Source organism: Pseudomonas sp. PSB11 (assembly GCF_014596605.1).
GTDB lineage: Bacteria > Pseudomonadota > Gammaproteobacteria > Pseudomonadales > Pseudomonadaceae > Aquipseudomonas > Aquipseudomonas umsongensis.
The window spans coordinates 82,580-100,090 of record NZ_NOIO01000018.1 but is presented as its reverse complement, the minus strand read 5'-3'; the positions used below and the strand labels follow the sequence as shown (position 1 = coordinate 100,090).

Annotated in this window: 19 protein-coding genes; 9 read left to right on the top strand and 10 right to left on the bottom strand. The window is 60.5% G+C overall.

The features are described 5' to 3' along the window. Positions 1 to 155: 155 nt before the first annotated feature. The 5 genes from CGA21_RS20135 to folD all read left to right on the top strand — a co-directional run bounded on the left by CGA21_RS20135 (position 156) and on the right by folD (position 4,769). Positions 156 to 1,199 (top strand): LLM class flavin-dependent oxidoreductase, encoded by a 1,044-nt coding sequence (locus tag CGA21_RS20135; protein WP_020801142.1) that lies wholly within the window; start codon positions 156 to 158, stop codon positions 1,197 to 1,199. 133 nt (positions 1,200 to 1,332) lie between these two features. Continuing rightward, complete coding sequence (locus CGA21_RS20130; RefSeq protein ID WP_020801141.1) at positions 1,333 to 1,488, top strand: hypothetical protein; 156 nt, start codon at positions 1,333 to 1,335, stop codon at positions 1,486 to 1,488. A 92-nt stretch (positions 1,489 to 1,580) separates the two neighbouring features. After that, positions 1,581 to 2,258, top strand: coding sequence for an isochorismatase family cysteine hydrolase (locus CGA21_RS20125; RefSeq protein WP_188264877.1), 678 nt, complete (start codon positions 1,581 to 1,583; stop codon positions 2,256 to 2,258). A 5-nt stretch (positions 2,259 to 2,263) separates the two neighbouring features. Continuing rightward, positions 2,264 to 3,625: a purine-cytosine permease family protein gene (locus CGA21_RS20120; protein ID WP_188264876.1), complete on the top strand. Its 1,362-nt coding sequence runs from the start codon at positions 2,264 to 2,266 to the stop codon at positions 3,623 to 3,625. 223 nt (positions 3,626 to 3,848) lie between these two features. Continuing rightward, positions 3,849 to 4,769 carry a bifunctional methylenetetrahydrofolate dehydrogenase/methenyltetrahydrofolate cyclohydrolase FolD gene (folD, locus tag CGA21_RS20115; RefSeq protein ID WP_110750713.1) on the top strand — a complete coding sequence of 307 codons (921 nt, stop codon included), beginning with the start codon at positions 3,849 to 3,851 and terminating at the stop codon, positions 4,767 to 4,769. 111 nt (positions 4,770 to 4,880) lie between these two features. Here folD and CGA21_RS20110 read toward each other — a convergent pair whose 3' ends face one another. The 5 genes from CGA21_RS20110 to glnT form a co-directional block, all read right to left on the bottom strand. Next, a complete protein-coding gene (locus tag CGA21_RS20110; RefSeq protein WP_188264875.1) occupies positions 4,881 to 6,206 on the bottom strand; it encodes an ammonium transporter in 1,326 nt (441 codons plus the stop codon). A gap of 125 nt (positions 6,207 to 6,331) precedes the next feature. Beyond that, on the bottom strand, positions 6,332 to 7,654 hold the full coding sequence (locus tag CGA21_RS20105) for an FMN-binding glutamate synthase family protein (protein ID WP_110750716.1): 1,323 nt from the start codon (positions 7,652 to 7,654) through the stop codon (positions 6,332 to 6,334). A 20-nt stretch (positions 7,655 to 7,674) separates the two neighbouring features. Beyond that, complete coding sequence (locus CGA21_RS20100) at positions 7,675 to 8,358, bottom strand: protein glxC (RefSeq protein WP_188264874.1); 684 nt, start codon at positions 8,356 to 8,358, stop codon at positions 7,675 to 7,677. 11 nt (positions 8,359 to 8,369) lie between these two features. Beyond that, positions 8,370 to 9,275 carry a class II glutamine amidotransferase gene (locus CGA21_RS20095; protein WP_188264873.1) on the bottom strand — a complete coding sequence of 302 codons (906 nt, stop codon included), beginning with the start codon at positions 9,273 to 9,275 and terminating at the stop codon, positions 8,370 to 8,372. 77 nt (positions 9,276 to 9,352) lie between these two features. Then, entirely contained in the window at positions 9,353 to 10,687 is a 1,335-nt protein-coding gene (glnT, locus tag CGA21_RS20090; RefSeq protein ID WP_110750722.1) for a type III glutamate--ammonia ligase, read from the bottom strand. Between the two features lie 267 nt (positions 10,688 to 10,954). Between glnT and CGA21_RS20085 the strand changes: the two genes are divergently transcribed. Then, positions 10,955 to 11,554 carry a helix-turn-helix domain-containing protein gene (locus CGA21_RS20085; protein ID WP_020801132.1) on the top strand — a complete coding sequence of 200 codons (600 nt, stop codon included), beginning with the start codon at positions 10,955 to 10,957 and terminating at the stop codon, positions 11,552 to 11,554. A gap of 860 nt (positions 11,555 to 12,414) precedes the next feature. Here the strand turns inward: CGA21_RS20085 and CGA21_RS20080 are convergent. Beyond that, a complete protein-coding gene (locus CGA21_RS20080) occupies positions 12,415 to 13,617 on the bottom strand; it encodes an NAD(P)/FAD-dependent oxidoreductase (protein ID WP_188264872.1) in 1,203 nt (400 codons plus the stop codon). Positions 13,618 to 13,917: 300 nt separating this feature from the next. On the opposite strand from CGA21_RS20080, the gene CGA21_RS20075 reads away from it, so the two are divergent. Further along, positions 13,918 to 14,481: an RrF2 family transcriptional regulator gene (locus tag CGA21_RS20075; protein ID WP_110750726.1), complete on the top strand. Its 564-nt coding sequence runs from the start codon at positions 13,918 to 13,920 to the stop codon at positions 14,479 to 14,481. A 3-nt stretch (positions 14,482 to 14,484) separates the two neighbouring features. Here the strand turns inward: CGA21_RS20075 and CGA21_RS20070 are convergent, their stop codons facing one another. Beyond that, positions 14,485 to 14,823 (bottom strand): hypothetical protein, encoded by a 339-nt coding sequence (locus CGA21_RS20070; RefSeq protein WP_033044452.1) that lies wholly within the window; start codon positions 14,821 to 14,823, stop codon positions 14,485 to 14,487. 73 nt (positions 14,824 to 14,896) lie between these two features. Then, positions 14,897 to 15,115, bottom strand: coding sequence for a hypothetical protein (locus CGA21_RS20065; RefSeq protein WP_033044453.1), 219 nt, complete (start codon positions 15,113 to 15,115; stop codon positions 14,897 to 14,899). A 169-nt stretch (positions 15,116 to 15,284) separates the two neighbouring features. Here CGA21_RS20065 and CGA21_RS20060 point away from each other — a divergent pair, with 169 nt between their 5' ends. Beyond that, on the top strand, positions 15,285 to 15,524 hold the full coding sequence (locus CGA21_RS20060; RefSeq protein WP_110750728.1) for a hypothetical protein: 240 nt from the start codon (positions 15,285 to 15,287) through the stop codon (positions 15,522 to 15,524). Positions 15,525 to 15,537: 13 nt separating this feature from the next. Next, on the top strand, positions 15,538 to 15,891 hold the full coding sequence (gene osmE, locus CGA21_RS20055; protein ID WP_188264871.1) for an osmotically-inducible lipoprotein OsmE: 354 nt from the start codon (positions 15,538 to 15,540) through the stop codon (positions 15,889 to 15,891). On the opposite strand, the gene CGA21_RS20050 is transcribed toward osmE, so the two are convergent. Beyond that, positions 15,885 to 16,910: an ABC transporter substrate-binding protein gene (locus tag CGA21_RS20050; protein WP_110750732.1), complete on the bottom strand. Its 1,026-nt coding sequence runs from the start codon at positions 16,908 to 16,910 to the stop codon at positions 15,885 to 15,887. The two genes, osmE and CGA21_RS20050, sit on opposite strands and share 7 nt — an antisense overlap. Further along, the gene (locus tag CGA21_RS20045; protein WP_188264870.1) at positions 16,907 to 17,452 is read right to left on the bottom strand and encodes a sigma-70 family RNA polymerase sigma factor; all 546 of its coding nucleotides are present in this window, start codon (positions 17,450 to 17,452) and stop codon (positions 16,907 to 16,909) included. Before CGA21_RS20045 ends, CGA21_RS20050 begins: the two co-directional genes overlap by 4 nt. Positions 17,453 to 17,511 lie beyond the last annotated feature (59 nt).

Sequence of the window (17,511 nt, the reverse complement as noted above, 5' to 3'; positions counted from 1 at the left end):
CCGCTCCTACAGGGAGTATGTGAGCTTTTGTAGGAGCTGCCGAAGGCTGCGATCTTTTGATCTGATAGATTTTGCAGCATGGCCGTATTATGGTATACCAATAATCAACAGCCCCGCAGTCGACGGGTCGACCACAAGAGATTCGAGGTAGCGTCATGAAATTTTCCCTGTTCGTACACATGGAACGTTGGGACGAAAGCGTCAGCCATCGCCAGTTGTTCGAAGACCTGACCGAACTGACGCTGATGGCCGAAGCCGGTGGTTTCAGCACCGTATGGATCGGTGAACACCACGCCATGGAATACACCATTTCGCCAAGCCCGATGCCACTGCTGGCGTACCTGGCTGGCAAGACCACCACCATTCATCTTGGCGCCGGCACCATCATCGCGCCGTTCTGGCACCCCATCCGGGTCGCCGGCGAATGCGCACTGCTCGATGTCATCAGCAACGGTCGCATGGAAGTGGGCCTGGCCCGTGGCGCTTACCAGGTTGAATTCGACCGCATGGCCGGCGGCATGCCAGCCTCCTCTGGTGGCCAGGCATTGCGCGAGATGGTCCCGGTGGTTCGAGCCCTGTGGCAAGGCGACTACGCCCATGACGGCGACATCTGGAAATTCCCGACCTCCACCAGCGTGCCCAAGCCGATCCAGAAGCCGAACCCGCCGATGTGGATCGCCGCCCGTGACCCGGACTCGCACAACTTCGCCGTCGCCAACGGCTGCAACGTGATGGTCACGCCGCTGATGAAAGGCGACGAAGAAGTCCTCGACCTGAAGAACAAATTCCAGACCGCCCTGGACAACAACCCGGACGTGCCGCGCCCACAATTGATGGTGTTGCGTCATACCCACGTGCATTCGGTCGACAATCCCGAAGGCTGGAAGGTCGGGGCCAAGGCGATCGCCAAGTTCTACCGCACTTTCGATGCCTGGTTCGGCAACAAGGAAACCCCGGTCAACGGCTTCCTGGCACCGAGTCCGGAAGAGAAATTCGCCGGCCGTCCAGAGTTCGAACTGGAGAGCTTGCACAAGACCGCGATGATCGGCACCCCGGAAGAAATCATCCCGCGCATCAAGTACTACCAGGAGCTTGGCGTCGACGAGTTCAGCTTCTGGTGCGACAACAGCCTGCCGCATGCCGAGAAGAAGAAATCCCTGGAGCTGTTTATCAAGCACGTAGTGCCAGCGTTCCGCTGAGCCCACCCCTCTGTGGGAGCGAGCCTGCTCGCGAAGCGATCTGACAGTCGACATTGATGTTGGATGTGAAACCCTCTTCGCGAGCAGGCTCGCTCTCACAAGGTTTGTTGAATGATGTCCAGGTTCGATTTCCATGCTCAATAATGGTCATCTCCGGTCACTCCCCCTTCCCTCCGGCGCCGCGCAGGCTTACCTGCGCGGCGAATGGACCGCTTCGCATATCCATTTGAAGCGCCTGCCCGCCAGTGTTTCCGCCAAGCAGAACGGCTTCTGGCAACCCGTTTACTGAGCCTGCCCAAATAGAACGTCACGCACGCCATACCGCTTCATTGCGCGGTATGCACCGTGCATTGTGCTTCGGCTCATGATCAGGTTTGCCCCATGAACAATAACAACGCTCTGTTGATCATCGACATGCAACAGGAGGACGGTTTCGTCCTCGAACACTTCGACAAGGTGGTGGCCAACACGGCCGACCTTCTCGATACCGCTCGCCAGCAGAAGGTCCCGATCCTCTACACCCGCCACATCAATCAAGCCGATGGCAACGACCTGCCACGCGGCGAGCCCCGTGCGTGCGATGGTGGTCCGAGCGGCTACCGCGCCGGCACCCGCCAGGTAGAGATCATCGAACGCCTGGCACCGCGGCCTGATGAGGCCATTATCGACAAAGGCCGCTACAGCGCCTTCCACCGTACCGATCTGGATGCCCGGCTCAAGGCGCTGGACGTCGACACCCTGATCATCAGCGGCGTGCTCACCGATGTCTGCGTGCTGACCACGGTGTTCGATGCGTTCGCCCTGGGTTATCACACTCGCCTGGTCAGCGACGCCTGCACCACGACCACCCTGGCCGGGCACTACTCGGCCCTGTTGATCATGGCCAACTGGGTCTACTCCCTGGAAATCCTCACCAGCAGTGAATGCCGGCGCGCCCTGCAAAACCTCGACTACTTGAGCCTCAATCCCGAGCACCCGGACCTGTTCGCGCACCAGCCCCATGAACTGCCAGGCACCATCGCCCGGCTGCAAACCCACCTCGTGCGGACTCAGGAGTAATCGCCATGCAAGTCGAAAAAAGAAGCATCGATTTCATTCCCGAAGCCGAACGCCATGGCCGGCCAGGGTCGCTGTTCTTCATCTGGTTCGGCGCCAACATGAACATAACCACCATCGCCTCCGGGGTGCTGCCGGTGGTGATGGGGCTCAACCTGTTCTGGAGCGCCCTGGCAATTGTCGTCGGCTCGCTGCTGGGGGCGATTTTCATGGCCTCCCATTCCGCCCAGGGGCCCAAGCTGGGCATCCCGCAGATGATCCAGAGCCGTGCGCAGTTCGGTGTACTCGGGGCGGTGCTGCCGCTGCTGTTCGTGATGCTGATCTATCTGGGGTTCTTCGTCAGCAACACACTGCTCGCGGCGCAGGCGCTGGAGTCGGTCAGCCCGTTGCCGGCAAGCGGCAACATCTACCTGATCGGCGCCTTGTGTTTCGTGGTTGCGCTGTATGGCTATCGATTGATTCACCGCTTGCAGAAGCTGCTGTCGATCCTCTCGCTGCTGGTGTTCGCCGCGGCCACGTTGCTCGCCTTGCAACTGACGATCCCGGCCGAACAATGGCTGCCGACGGGCTTCTCGCTGTCGAAGTTCCTGGTGGCGGTGAGCATTGCCGTGACCTGGCAGCTGTCCTACGCGCCCTACGTCGCCGACTATTCTCGCTACCTGCCAAGCCGCGCGAGCGCCGCACAGGTGTTCTGGTACAGCTACGCCGGCACGGTCAGCGGCGGTGCCTGGATGATGATTCTCGGGGCGATCCTGAGCGTCGGGATCGGCGACTTCTCCAGTAATGTCGGGGGCCATGTTGCGGGGCTGTTTGGCAGCGGCGCGATCCTGCTCTTCGCCTTCATCGTCTATGGCCAGGTGTCGATCAACGTGTTCAACCTGTACGGGGCGTTCATGTCGACCATCACGGTGATCGAACCCTTCGCGCGCTTGAAGGTGACGCCACGGGTACGCGGCCTGTTCATGCTGGTGATCAGCGTCGTAGCGACCGGACTGTGCACCATCAGTCAGGACGACTTCATCACCTTCTTCCTCAACTTCATTTTCTTCATGAGCTACTTCCTGATTCCCTGGACGGCGATCAATCTGGTGGACTTCTATTGCCTGCGCAAGGGTGAATACCGGATCGATGACATCTTCGACCTCAACGGGATTTATGGACGGGTCAACTGGATCGCCTGCGGCAGTTTCGTCCTGGCGATTGCCTTGGAGATTCCGTTCATGAATACCACGCTTTACGTCGGTCCGGTCGCCACGGCCCTCGATGGTGTCGACCTGGCCTGGCTGGTGGGCTTGCTGGTGCCGGCCTTGAGTTATTACTGGCTGATGAAACTCGGCAAGCGGGCCGAGCGAGTCGGCGAACTGTCCTGATCCCTCCCTGAAGACCACGACGCCGGGTGCCATGCCCGGCGTCGTGCCCTGGCCCCAGTCGTTGATTAAGCACACTGAATCCTGCGGAGTACGGGTGGTGTATGGCTGCCATCAACTGGTAGCCTGAGCATTCTTGCCTGCGCGTCCCTGATCAATCAGCGGGGCGCGAGGACGCCTTGAAGACCGCTACACCTTCACTCAATCCAGACAACGGTGACCTACCTTGACCAGCACCAACCCCGCACTGGCCCGCGATATCGACGGCAAAGCAATCTCTGCCAAGGTTCTCGACGAGGTTCGAGAAGAGGTTCAGGTCCTGGCCCGCCAACAGATCTTCCCCGCCCTGGCTGTACTGCTTGTCGGTGAAGACCCGGCCAGCGAGGTGTATGTGCGCAACAAGCTGCTGCGGGCCAAGGAAGTCGGCATCCGCTCGCTGGAATACCGCCTGCCGGAAAACGCCAGCCAGAACGACGTGCTGCAACTGATCGCGCAGTTGAACGCCGACGTCACGGTGAACGGCATCCTGGTGCAATTACCCCTGCCGGCCCACATCGATGAAGCGGCGGTGATTCATGCCATTGACCCGATCAAGGACGTGGATGGTTTTCATCGGGAAAACGTCGGTGGACTGGTTCAAGGGATCGAAGTACTGACGCCCTGCACACCCAGCGGCTGCATGCGGCTGCTGCAGGAAACCTGCGGTGACTTGAGTGGCCTGCATGCAGTCGTCATCGGCCGTTCGAACATTGTCGGCAAACCCATGGCGACGCTGTTGTTGCAGGCCGATTGCTCGGTCAGCGTGGTGCACTCGCGCAGCGTCGACGCGCCGACATTGTGCCGGATGGCGGACATCGTGGTGGTCGCGGTGGGACGCCCACAGATGATTGACGCCAGCTGGCTCAAGCCCGGGGCGGTGGTGATTGATGTGGGGATTAATCGCATCACCACCGCATCGGGCACTCGACTGGTCGGCGATGTCGACTACGCCAGTGCACGCACTGTCGCCAGCGCAATCACGCCGGTGCCCGGTGGCGTCGGGCCGATGACCATTGCTTATCTGCTGAAGAACACCCTGGTTGCCAGCCAGTTGCAGCGTGGGGTCCGGACTCGACAACTCGAACCGGTTCTGCGTCCACTGCTGTAGGAGCGAGCATGCTCGCGATGGTCGTTAACGATAACGCGTGCTTACTGGCTGAACACGGCGTTCTTTAGACCATCGCGAGCGGGCTCGCTCCTACAGGTAGATCACTGTCGATCAGTGGTTGTAGGCGCGCTCATTGTGCTCGCCCAGATCCAGGCCCAACTCCTCCACCGACTCATCGGCTCGCAGCCCAACCACGACATTCACCACTTTAAGAATGATCCAGCTGACGACGAAGCAATACACCGTTGTCAGCGCTACACCCTTGATCTGCGCCAGCACCTGCCCGCCCATGCTCACCCCTTCCACCAGCCCGCCCAGCGACGGCACGCAAAACACACCGGTCAACACTGCGCCAATCATCCCGCCGATGCCGTGAAGGCCGAACACGTCGAGGCTGTCGTCGTAACCGAAGCGGCGCTTGAGCACGGTGACGCTCAAGTAGCAGAACACCCCGCATAACAAACCGATGGCCAGGGCACCGCCCACGCCCACATAGGCACACGCCGGCGTAATCCCCACCAGACCGGCCAGGGCACCACTGGCCAGGCCCAGTGCACTCGGCTTGCCGACCTTGAACCACTCGGTGAACATCCAGCCAAGAATCCCGGCGCACGCTCCCAGCTGGGTGTTGAGCATGACGATGCCGGACGTGCCACTGAGGCCGCCACCGGAACCGATATTGAAGCCAAACCAGCCGACCCAGAGCATCGCTGCACCGGCCATGGTCAGGCTCAGGTTGTGCGCCGGCATCGGGGTATTTTCATAGCCCTTGCGCTTGCCCAGGATCAGGCAGGCGGCCAGCGCGGCGACGCCGGCATTGATGTGCACCGCGGTGCCACCGGCAAAATCGAGGACTCCCCAGTTATGCATCAAGGCCCCCGCACCACCCCAGACCATGTGCGCCACCGGGGCGTACACCAGGGTGAACCACAGTGCCATGAACAGCAACGCCGCCGAGAATTTCATGCGTTCGGCGAAGGCACCGGCGATCAGCGCCGGGGTGATGATGGCAAAGGTCATCTGGAAGGTCACGAACACCCCTTCCGGAATCTCGCCGACCAGGCTTTGCGGAGTCATGCCGGCCAGGAAAGCCCGGCTCATGCCGCCGACAAAACTGTTGAAGGACACCTCGCCCTCGACCATGCCCGTGGTGTCGACCACCATGCTGTAGCCGTAGATCACCCACAGGACGCCCACCACCCCGGCGATGCCGAAACACTGGGTGAACAACGACAACATGTTTTTCGCCCGCACCAGGCCGCCATAGAACAGGGCGAGACCGGGCAGGCACATGAACAGCACCAATACCGTGGCGGTCACCATCCAGGCGGTGCTGCCGGTGTTCAATGCTGGTGCATCGGCAGCCTGCGCCAAGGGCACCAGCGCACCACTCGCCAATAAGCCAACAAGGGATTTGCCGAGAAGACGATTGACCATGTTCAAAGCTCCTGCAATGGAAATGGGAAGTGTCGGCAGCGAGCAAGTGTTGGCGCGTGAGCCTCTTGGCGGGCCCCCTAATGTGATCGATCCCACGCAGAGCGTGGGATCGATCCAAACCCACCTCAGAAACCGGAACCCGGGATCCAGCGGGTTCCCGCCAGCGGTACCCGCGCCATGGCCGCCGATTCCACCGTCAATGCCACCAGATCCTCCGGATCAAGGTTATGCAAGTGCGACTTGCCGCATGCGCGGGCCATGGTCTGGGCTTCCAGCACCAGCACTCGCAGGTAATTGGCCAGGCGGCGACCGCCTTCCACCGGGTCCAGGCGCTTGGACAGTTCCGGGTCCTGGGTGGTGATCCCTGCCGGGTCACGGCCGTTCTGCCAGTCGTCATAAAAGCCTGCGGCTGAACCAATCTTGTGCAGCTCTTCATCCAGGCGCGGGTGGTTGTCGCCCAGCGCAATCAGGGCCGCCGTGCCAATGGCCACCGCGTCCGCGCCCAGCGCCATGGCCTTGGCCACGTCAGCACCGTTGCGAATCCCTCCCGAGACGATCAGTTGAACCTTGCGATGCATACCCATCTCTTGCAAAGCCTGTACCGCTTGCGGGATGGCCGGCAAAATCGGAATCCCCACGTGTTCGATGAACACTTCCTGGGTCGCCGCCGTACCGCCCTGCATGCCGTCGAGCACGATCACGTCGGCCCCGGCCTTCACCGCCAGCTTGACGTCGTAGTACGGGCGACTGGCACCGATCTTGACGTAGATTGGCTTCTCCCAATCGGTGATTTCGCGGATCTCGGCGATCTTGATCGCCAGGTCATCCGGGCCGGTCCAGTCCGGATGACGGCAGGCGCTGCGCTGGTCGACGCCGATCGGCAAGGTGCGCATGCCTGCCACCCGCTCGGTGACTTTCATGCCCAGCAACATGCCGCCGCCACCGGGTTTGGCGCCCTGCCCCAGGACGATTTCGATGGCGTCCGCCTTGCGCAGGTCATCCGGGTTCATGCCGTAGCGCGATGGCAGGTACTGGTAGACCAGATGCTGCGACTGCCCACGCTCCTCCGGGGTCATGCCACCATCACCGGTGGTGGTGCTGGTACCAGCGATGGTCGCACCACGGCCCAGGGCTTCCTTGGCATTGGCCGACAGTGCACCGAAGCTCATGCCGGCGATGGTCACCGGGATCTTCAGGTGGATCGGTTTCCTGGCGAAGCGGTTGCCGAGGATCACATCGGTGCCGCACTTTTCCCGATAGCCTTCCAGCGGGTAGCGCGACACGCTGGCGCCGAGCAGGAGCAAGTCATCGAAGTGCGGGACCTTGCGCTTGGTACCACCGCCGCGAATGTCATAGATGCCGGTTTCGGCGGCGCGCTGGATTTCCTGGATGGTCAGGCGGTCGAAAGTCGCGGACTCGCGCAGCACTGGAGGGGTTTTCTCATTCATATCTGTTCTCCTCGCGTGGATCAGTACGCGGACGCGTTATCGACTTTGAAGTTGTACAACTGACGGGCCGAGCCATAGCGCTTGAAGTCGGCGGCCTTGTGCTCGAAACCGGCGCGCTTGAGCAGCACTTGCAGTTCTTCCAAGTGTTCGGCACGCATCTCTTTCTCGATGCAGTCCGACCCCAGCGACGCGACCCTGCCCTTCACGTAAATGTGCGTTTCATACAGCGAATCGCCCAGCGCATCACCGGCATCGCCGCAGACGACCAAACGCCCGGCCTGTCCCATGAAGCAGCTCATGTGGCCAATGCTGCCGCCGACCACGATGTCGATGCCTTTCATGGAAATCCCGCAGCGGGCCCCGGCATCGCCTTCGATTACCAGCAACCCGCCGTGGGCGGTGGCGCCGGCGGCCTGGGACGCGCTGCCCTTGATCCGCACCACGCCTGACATCATGTTTTCCGCGACACCCACACCGGCGTTGCCGTGCACGGTGATGCTCGCTTGCTGGTTCATGCCCGCGCAGTAATAACCGGCGTGCCCCTGGATATCGATGGACACGGCCTGGTTCACCCCGACGGCGAGGTTGTGCTTGCCGTTGGCATGGGTCACCACCCACTCACGGTCTTCTACGTTGTGCACCTGGTCATGCAACGCCTGATTGAGTTCGCGCACGCTGGCAATGGAAAGATCGATGGTTTTCATGTGTGCGCTCCTTAAGCTGACTCGCGTTCCCAGATGTACAAGGTGGCCGGTGCCGGCTCCCAGATCCTGGCGTTCTCAATGCCCGGCAGACTCGACAGCGCCTGGTATTCCGAGGCCATGGCGACGTAGTCGTCGGTCTCGGCGAGGATTGCCGGCTTGCAGGCAATCGGGTCGCGGATCACCGCGAAGCCGTTGCGGGTACCAATGGCGAAGGTGAAGAAACCGTCGAGGTCCTCCAGTGCATGGTCCAGTGCCTCTTTCAACGAATCGCCCTGCTGCAGGCGCCAGGTCAGATAACCGGCGGCCACTTCGGTGTCGTTGTCGGTTTCGAACTGGATGCCTTCACGCTTGAGTGCCTGGCGCAGGCGGAAGTGGTTGGACAGCGAGCCGTTGTGCACCAGGCACAGGTCGGCACCGGTGGAAAACGGGTGGCTGCCTTCCAGGGTCACCGCGCTTTCGGTGGCCATGCGGGTGTGGCCAATGATGTGGCTACCCTGCATGCCGGCCAGGCCAAAGCGCTGGGAAATCTCTTGGGGCAAGCCCATGCCCTTGAGGATCTCGATACTCTGCCCGGCGCTCATGACGCGCACGCCCGGCGCCAGTTCGGCGAGGGCCAGACGCACCGGAGTTTCCTCTGCGTGGATTTTCAATACAGCGGCGCTGGCGTTCTGGAACCAGTCCAGCGAGCAGCCGAGACGACCTTGCAGATCGCCCATCAGGGCCGGCCAATCGAAGCTTTCGTGGGTTGCCTGCAGGGTCAGCTTGACCCAGCCAGCAGCCACTTCATCGCCATAAATGGCGAAGCCGGCGCTGTCCGGGCCACGGTCGGTCATGGCCTGCAACATCGGCTCGAACAGTTGGCCCAGCCGGGATTCCAGCTGCGGGTTTTTCAGGTAAAGACCTACGATTCCACACATGACAACAGTCCTCACTACGTTCGGCAGCCGCAAGTTTCAAGCTGCGAGATGGTTCGTTTTTGCGCGTCTGCTCGCGCTTAGAAAAATTCGGTGTAGCGCGCGACTTCCCAGTCACTCACATGGCGGCTGTACTCCACCCACTCCATGCGCTTGAGCTTGATGAATTCGCCCACGATCTGCGGGCCCAGCACTTCGGCGAACAACGGGTCGGCCTCCAGCGCATCGCAGGCTTCCTTGAGCGATTGCGGCAAGGTCTTGATGCCGCGCGCGGCGATCTGCGCAAGGCTCAGGCTGTAGAGGTTTTCGTTGCAGACGTGGTCGATTTCCAGTTGGCGGTCGATGCCGTCCAGGCCCGCGGCGATGATCGCGGCGCTGACCAGATAGGGGTTGCAGCCGGCATCCGGCAAGCGAAACTCCAGGCGGCCGTAAGGCACCCGGACCATTGCCGAACGGTTATTGGCGCCGAAGGCAATAAACGCCGGCGCCCAGGTAGCGCCGGACAACGAATTGCCCACTACCAGACGCTTGTAGGAGTTGACCGTAGGCGCGGCAAAGGCACACAGCGCCGGGCCATGGGCAAGTAGACCGGCAGCAAAGTGATAGGCCATTTTCGACAGGCCCATGCCGCTCGGGTCGCTGGCGTCGTGGAACAGATTCCTGTTCTCGGCGCTGCTGATCGACAGGTGAAAGTGCATGCCGTTGCCGGCGCGCTTCGGGTCGGGCTTGGGCATGAATGAACAGATCATGCCCAGGTCATTGGCGATCTCGCCGGCGGCCATGCGAAAGAAGGTGAAGCGATCTGCCGAAGTCATGGCATCGCTGTAGGTGTAGTTGATCTCGAATTGGCCGTTGGCGTCTTCGTGATCGATTTGATAGACCTCGAAATCCACTGCCTGCAAGGCTTCGGTCAAGCGTTCAAGGAACACTCGGGAGCGCGACAGGCCCTTGTAGTCGTAGCAAGGCTTGTCCAGGTTGTCGCTCAGGTCGACCAGTTGCAACTTGCCCTGCTCGTCGCGGCGCATCAGGTTGAACTCCGGCTCCAGGCCGGTATTGAGGGTCCAGCCCTTGTCCTGCAGCCGCCGGATCTGCTGCTGCAAGACATAACGGCTGTCATAGGGATGCGGTTTGCCATCGACATGCCCGACGCACACCACCCGGCCATATCCCGGCTGCCAGGGCACGGGCGTCAACGTGGCCAGATCGCCACGGGCCATGAAGTCCGGACCGTGGGGCTCCATACCCATGCCACTGATCGCGAACCCGGCAAAACCGGCGCCCTCTTCGGCCACTGTCTTGAGCCCACAGATCGGCACCGACTTGGTCTTGGCCGCACCATGGATATCGACAAACTGCGCAAGCACGTACTTGATGCCGTGCTTGTCGATGATGCGCTGGGTTTCTGCTGGCAACATTGCTCGTCACTCCTCGCGAAAGGCAAATCTCTAGTGGGTTGGCCCTGACTTTCCATTTATTCCTGAAAAGAAAGTTTATTTCCCAATAGGAATGCAAGCCCCTTGCCAGATTCGCGACGGGTGCGTGATAACCCCCTGTTGTGCTGTTTATATGGGAAAAATCTTTTCCCCATGGGAATATTGGTTGATGGATGTGTTGCGAACGCCGCCACTTGCACTTTCTCAGTGCGAAACTAATATTACTGAACGGAAAGCGTGCAGACGACTATGCCAACCGAAACCGCCCCTCGCCTCAAGCTTGAGCAATACCTGGGCTTGCAGATCAAGCGCCAGCGCCAGGCCCAGGACCTGAAATTGTCCGATGTGGCGAAAATCGCCGATATCAGCCAGGGCATGCTGAGCAAGATCGAAAACGCCCAGGTCTCCACCAGCCTCGACACCCTCAGCCGCCTGTGTGACGTGCTGGGCTTGCCGCTATCGAAATTGTTCAGTGAGTACGACCAGCAGGACGGCAGCGCACTCTTGGTCAAGGCCGACCAGGGCATGGAGGTGGTGCGCCGGGGAACAGAGAAAGGCCACACCTACCATTTGCTTAACCACACCCGCGGGCCCAAGAAGAGTTTCGAGGCCTACATGGTGAGCATGGATGACGCCAGCGAAGAATTTCCAACCTTTTCCCACCCCGGCACCGAGTTTTTGCATTTGCTTGAAGGTGAGCTGATTTATCGCCACGGCAATCAGCTGTATCGCATGGAGGCTGGGGACAGCCTGACCTTCGAGGGCGAAATTCCCCATGGGCCTGAGGCGTTGGTGCAGGTGCCGATCCGGATGTTGTCGATCATGAACTACGGCAGCGACAAGGAGTGATTTAAGCCACATCCAAAATCAAACCGGTCACCCGCCTCGCTTTGGCTGTTGCTGTTGCTGTTGCTGTTGCTGTTGCTGTTGCTTTGGCTCTAGATCCACCCGCCCCTTCGGGAGGCTGAGCGGAGGTGTTCATCCGGGGATTGGCGCGCAGCGCCGTTCGACGCAGTCGAACACGCTGCATGCAGGTGCAGCGAAGCCAACCGGAGGGCAGTGTCCCCGGATGGATACCGGAGCGAAGGAACGCCGAGCCTTAGCGAGGGGCCGGACGCTGGGGCAAGACTTTTTGGTTCCTTTTGTGGCGTTTGACAAAAGGGACTCGCCGTAAGGGCGAAACCATAAGCCGCCGTTACCGCAGCAATGGATATGTACACAGTCAACAAAACACAGGTCGGCTCTCAGGCCGCCTTCGCTGCGATGCGGCGGCCCGACAGGCCAGCTCCTACAGTAATTCGAGTGCACCCGCGTGAGATGGGTTGGCTGTCAGGCCGTTATCGCTGGCAAGCCAGCTCCTACAGTGGATCGAGTGCAGCCGTGAGATGGGTTGGCTGTCAGGCCGCCTTCGCTGGCAAGCCAGCTCCTACAGTGGATCGAGTGCAGCCGCGCGAGATTGGGCAGCTGTCAGGCCGTCATCGCTGGCAAGCCAGCTCCTACAGTGGATCGAGTGCAGCCACGCGGGATGGGTTGGCTGTCAGGCCGCCTTCGCTGGCAAGCCAGCTCCCACAGTGGATTGAATACAGCCACGCCGGCAAGGCGGATCGCCGTACCGCTGGTTCCTACAAGTCTAAACACGTGCGTCTGCAAAAAAATCCCGCCCGGAATTCTCCGGGCAGGATTTATCGAACCGTACAACCCCACACCATTCAGGCAACCGGAATCAACGGATCCGCCGCCGCCCAAGCGCTTTCTCGATCAGCAGCCGGCGGATAAATCCACACTTTGTTGATCTGCGTCTTCAAAGACTTGCCTTCTTGGCGCGTCAGCTTGACCTGGCGATCCCAACCTTCGGTGTAGACCGCCCCCCAAGCCCCCAGATCCAGGCAGGTCACGTATTTGGGCTGGCTGTACGGCGTCGGGTCCACACCGAGGATCTGCGCGGCAACGTTATTGCCGGCATGACGGCCCAGCGCAATGGCGTGCTGGCAGGTCATCAGCGCATGGTTGCCGATGTCATCGCTGGCCGCGTAGGCCACGTCGCCGGTGGCGAAGATGTCTGGCTGGCCAATGACTTGCAGGTGCGCGTCGACGTGCAGGCGGCCAAGGTGGTCGCGCTCGGCGGGGATCTGCTCGGTCAGCGCGCTGGCGCGCACGCCGGTGGTCCAGATGACGGTTTTGGCGTCGATGCGCCGGCCGTCGGACAAGGTCACGCCGTTTTCATCGACAGCGACAACCGAGGCCTTGAGCTGCCATTTGACCCCGGTTTCCTCGCTGGCTTCGGCAATTTTCTCGGCGATTTGCGGGCCCATGGAGCCGCCTACCTTGTCACCGCGATCGACGATGATCACGTTGATGTCCGCACCCTCACCCAGGATGGCGCGCAAACGGGTTGGCATTTCAGTGGCCGTTTCGATGCCGGTGAAGCCACCGCCAGCCACCACGACCGTGTTGCGTGCCTGACTCTGCGGCTGGTTGACCAGGGACTTGAGGTGGGCTTCCAGGCGTATGGCCTGTTCGATCTGATCGACGTCGAACGCATGTTCGGCCACACCCGGGGTGTCAGGCAGTGCGAGACGGCTGCCAGTGGCCAGAACGAGTTTGTCGTAGATACAGACTTGTTTTTCGCCCTGGGCATCGATGTAACCCACGCGCTTTTGCTCGACGTCGATGGTCTCGGCAGCCCCCTTGATGAACTTGACGCCCACTGCATCGAACAGCTCGCCGATGGGAGCCGCCAGCTGGTGGGCGTTCGGCTCGTAGAAGCGTGGACGTACGCGCAGTTCGGCCTGGGGCGCCAGCACCGTTACGTCAACGTCATTGTGACCGTGGATATCGAACAGGCGGGTGGCGCTCAAGGCGCTCCACATGCCACCGAAACCTGCGCCAATTACCAGGATGCGTTGTTTCATTTTTAACTCCAGGGGGAAAAACCAGGCAGTGAATTGGGTTAAGGGGTCAGGAGGTCGGCACCCGCTTCCGGCTGAAAGCGTATTCCGCTCCCGACCCGACAACTACGACTGTATTGATCGTAGTTAATTCGAGCAAGCTGTTTTTCTCAATGGTTCGAATCGAGGCCGTCGATAGACCTGTCACACCACGCCAAATCCGCGCTCTTGATGGGCTTTCCAGGACCTGGAGTAACATTCCAGATCGTTGCCTGGCTAAGGGTCAGCTGATAATATTTACGACAACATTAGTCGGAGATCGATATGTCTCTTTACAGCGCGGGCGTCGAGTACGGCATTCATTGCCTGATTTTCCTGGTGGGCAATGGTGGTGAGACCCGCGAGGCGAGCGTGCGTGACCTGGCAGAGTTGCAAGGCGTGCCACTGGACTACCTGGCGAAAATCTTCACCAAACTGGCCAAGGCAAAACTGGTGGTCGCCACCGAAGGTGTGCGTGGGGGATTCAAGCTGGCGCGGCCGGCCGATGAGATCAGCCTGCTGGACATCGTCAATGCGATCGACGGGCGCAAGGCCATTTTCGAATGCCGGGAAATTCGCGGTCGCTGCGCATTGTTCGAGGGCGAGGTTCCCGAGTGGGCGCTGGACGGCCCTTGCTCGGTACACGGCGCCATGCTGATCGCGCAGAAACGCATGGAGGAAGCCCTCGCCCAGCAGACCATCCTGGACATCGCCAGAAAGGTCGGGCGTAAGGCGCCTGCGCAGTTCAATGCGCAGGTCGACAGCTGGATGAGTGAGCGCAGGGAAAAGAAAGGCAACGTCGGTGCCCAGGCCGATCAACTGATCCAGGTCACCGAGATCAAAGGCTGATCCCTACAGGCAGTCGCGCACAGCCTGGCGCATCGCGCCTGACTTTGCCCAGGGCGGCCCCTGGTACAATGAGACCCGGCTGCCGTCCTTGTACTTGACGATATCCAGCACTTCATCGGCCGTTATGATGCTCGGCGCGGTGATCCTGTAGCCGTTGGATATCGATGTCTGGGTTGTCTTGGGGATCTCCTTTTGCCAGGCCGGCAATACACACGCTGCTAACTCCTTGGGTATCTTATCGCTCGGTTTGTTGTAGTTCGGCTCTCCCGGCACCAGGGACGCAGGCAACGAACATCCCGCCAACAACGCCATCACCACTCCCCCCATCAACATTCGACTCATGAAGCGTCCTTAAACCTGAAAAAATAAAATGTAGCCTGTTGCCGCGCTAACAGCCATTTTGTTGCATCGAACCTCAGGGGCTGATGCTGTGATTGCCGCTGTCCGGGTAGGAGCGCTCGTTCAAAAAACTTGTCCATCGTTCGAAGGCTTCGTGTTGCCATTGACTGACCCGCTCCCATTCCGGCCCGCTGAACTGGTGCTCGGAGATGAGTTTCATCATTTCACTGGTGGCCGCATCCAGATCGGCTTTCAGTTCCCGGGCATGCGCCCTGAAGTCATCGGTTGTCGTCATTTTGAACGGACCCTGCCCTGGTAAAATGTCGGCACTTCACTACGACAGCGGATTTTGCAAAACGCGCAAATTTCCCGACCAATGGAAGCCCTTTGGCATCAGACGAATACAACGCCGCTGCGCGTGAATGGGTCTAAAATTTCGTAGCACGACGTTACGGGAGATCATCATGTGGCTCAACGAACATGAACAAGTGCTTCGGCGTGACCTGCAAGGGCTTGCATCGGACCTGCGATGGTCGGCGGTGGAGCTGTTGCGCATCGCCGAACAATTGCGCCTGACGGGCAACGATGTCGATGCAGAAGCCGTGAAGCGGCTGTGCGATCTGTTTCAGGGCGATGAACAACGGCTGTCAGGCTATGCCGAAGAAGTGAAAGCCAAGATCATCAGTCGAAACAAGGCTGTTTAGCGGGAGTCCGGCCGTGAACGGGTCCGTCTACGCGCTTGCCACCCTGATCACGGTGCTGGCGGGCTGCAGCACCGACTCACAGGTCTATCGGGACCAGCCGCTGGTGGCGAAGGTCGAGACCGGCATGAGCAAGGAGCAAGTCGAGCAAATCGGCGGCCCACCCCTGTCGATCTCCGACCGTACGGTCGAACCCGGCACCTGTTTTGACTACAACCTGAGCCAGCCAGGCCATCAGCAACGGTACAACGTCAGCTTCGATGGCCAGGGCAAGGTCGATCATAAAAGTTTCATGACCTGTGCCGAATGGAGCCATGCGCAGCAAAAGGCCAGGGAACCGTCCCGCAGCAGCGGCGGTGGAGGCTATTGAGCCGCTAACAATTGCACAGTGACTCGATCAGCCACCTCCCCCGGTACCCAGCCCTTCCAGATCTGCGGCTGGTCACGCAGGAAGGCTTCTGCCACTTGGCGCGGTTGCAGGCGCTTTTCGCTCATCTGGCCAAGGGTATGGTTCAGCAGATCGATCGGCAGGTCGACCTTCTCGAAGAATGCCACCAGGTCCGGGTACTGCGCCTTGAAAGGCGCGGACACACCAATCGCCAGGCTGGCCGGCATCGACCGAGTGCCCTTTGGATGCGGGTTGTTGGCGTCGGCCAGGGTCTTCCAGGCTTCGGCGTCGAATACCGGCTCGTCGAGTTTAACCAACTTGAAACGCCCCAACAGCGGCGTCGGCGACCAGTAGTAGAACAGCACCGGTTTGCCCCGACGGATCGAGGAAGCCACCTCGGCATCCAGTGCCGCACCCGAACCTGTGCGGAAGTTGACGAAGCTGTCGGCCAAGTCATAGGCCTTGAGCTTCTGACTGTTGACGATCTCCGATGTCCAGCCGGTTGGGCTGTTGAGGAAGCGTCCACGGCTGGGGTCTTCCGGGTCGCGGAACACGTCCTTGTAGCGGGCCAGGTCGGCGACGGATTTCAGTTCCGGGGCCAGGGGCTTGATACCCCGTTCTGGGTCGCCCTTGATCACGTATTCCGGTACCCACCAACCTTCGGTGGCGCCCTTGACCGTATCGCCCAGACCGAACACTTTGCCTTCGGACGCGGCCTTGACCCACGCCGGACTGCGCCCGGCCCACTCTTCGCCGATCACCTGGATATCGTTCCTGGCCAAGGCCGCTTCGAGGCTGACAGTGCTGCCCGGCAAGGTATCTGTCGGGTAACCGTAACCTTTCTCGACGATCACTCGAAGGATTTCGGTGATGAGGCTGCCGCTTTCCCAAGTGATGTCACCAAAGTGAATCGGGACGTTTTTGTCCGCGGCGGGAACCTGGGCCGCCATAAGGCTCAGGGCCAGCAGTGAACTGCCGAGCAGGGTTTTGAACGATCTCATGCGGACCTCCGGGTCAGGACATTCAAGGGTTGGTTGGCGCTGTGCCGGTTACACAGGGCTTGGGAGCGAGTCATGTAGTCGCTGACCGAGCGTTGGGAAATACCCAGGCGGGCGGCAATTTGCGGGTAGGTCAGGCCGTCGATCCGCGACAACAGGAAGGTGGCCCGAACCTTGCGCGGCAAGCGTTCAAGCGTGCGCTCGATGCCATGTAACGCCTGGATCAATTGCACCTGCTCTTCGGGCGAGAGCGCTTCTTGTTGCTGATCCACGTGTTGCATCTGTTCAAGGTGCTGGCGTTCCAGATCGCGACGGCGCCAGAGCTGAAAGATCAACCGATGGGCAATGGTGGTGAGCAAGGCGCGAGGTTCGCGGATCGGGTTCAGTCCCGACGATTCGAGTAGCTGTAGAAAGGACTCGGCGGCGATGTCTTCGACGCTGGGGTTGGTCCCCAGATACCGACGCAGCCGTGCGCAGAGCCAAGGGTAATGCGCGCGGAATAATCCGCCCACGTCGTGACGATGGGAAAGGTCGGTGCCGGACATAGAGGCTCCAAAGGTCAGGGGTCGCTGAATGTCCGGTGATCCGGTGCGGCGATCCTAAC

What these genes read in the sequence shown, in the direction of transcription:
- CGA21_RS20135 (WP_020801142.1), top strand. Translation starts at nt 156, where the DNA reads ATGAAATTTTCCCTGTTCGTACACATGGAACGTTGGGACGAAAGCGTC.
- CGA21_RS20130 (WP_020801141.1), top strand. Translation starts at nt 1,333, where the DNA reads ATGCTCAATAATGGTCATCTCCGGTCACTCCCCCTTCCCTCCGGCGCC.
- CGA21_RS20125 (WP_188264877.1), top strand. Translation starts at nt 1,581, where the DNA reads ATGAACAATAACAACGCTCTGTTGATCATCGACATGCAACAGGAGGAC.
- CGA21_RS20120 (WP_188264876.1), top strand. Translation starts at nt 2,264, where the DNA reads ATGCAAGTCGAAAAAAGAAGCATCGATTTCATTCCCGAAGCCGAACGC.
- CGA21_RS20110 (WP_188264875.1), bottom strand. Translation starts at nt 6,206, where the DNA reads ATGGTCAATCGTCTTCTCGGCAAATCCCTTGTTGGCTTATTGGCGAGT.
- CGA21_RS20105 (WP_110750716.1), bottom strand. Translation starts at nt 7,654, where the DNA reads ATGAATGAGAAAACCCCTCCAGTGCTGCGCGAGTCCGCGACTTTCGAC.
- CGA21_RS20100 (WP_188264874.1), bottom strand. Translation starts at nt 8,358, where the DNA reads ATGAAAACCATCGATCTTTCCATTGCCAGCGTGCGCGAACTCAATCAG.
- CGA21_RS20095 (WP_188264873.1), bottom strand. Translation starts at nt 9,275, where the DNA reads ATGTGTGGAATCGTAGGTCTTTACCTGAAAAACCCGCAGCTGGAATCC.
- glnT (WP_110750722.1), bottom strand. Translation starts at nt 10,687, where the DNA reads ATGTTGCCAGCAGAAACCCAGCGCATCATCGACAAGCACGGCATCAAG.
- CGA21_RS20085 (WP_020801132.1), top strand. Translation starts at nt 10,955, where the DNA reads ATGCCAACCGAAACCGCCCCTCGCCTCAAGCTTGAGCAATACCTGGGC.
- CGA21_RS20080 (WP_188264872.1), bottom strand. Translation starts at nt 13,617, where the DNA reads ATGAAACAACGCATCCTGGTAATTGGCGCAGGTTTCGGTGGCATGTGG.
- CGA21_RS20075 (WP_110750726.1), top strand. Translation starts at nt 13,918, where the DNA reads ATGTCTCTTTACAGCGCGGGCGTCGAGTACGGCATTCATTGCCTGATT.
- CGA21_RS20070 (WP_033044452.1), bottom strand. Translation starts at nt 14,823, where the DNA reads ATGAGTCGAATGTTGATGGGGGGAGTGGTGATGGCGTTGTTGGCGGGA.
- CGA21_RS20065 (WP_033044453.1), bottom strand. Translation starts at nt 15,115, where the DNA reads ATGACGACAACCGATGACTTCAGGGCGCATGCCCGGGAACTGAAAGCC.
- CGA21_RS20060 (WP_110750728.1), top strand. Translation starts at nt 15,285, where the DNA reads ATGTGGCTCAACGAACATGAACAAGTGCTTCGGCGTGACCTGCAAGGG.
- CGA21_RS20050 (WP_110750732.1), bottom strand. Translation starts at nt 16,910, where the DNA reads ATGAGATCGTTCAAAACCCTGCTCGGCAGTTCACTGCTGGCCCTGAGC.
- CGA21_RS20045 (WP_188264870.1), bottom strand. Translation starts at nt 17,452, where the DNA reads ATGTCCGGCACCGACCTTTCCCATCGTCACGACGTGGGCGGATTATTC.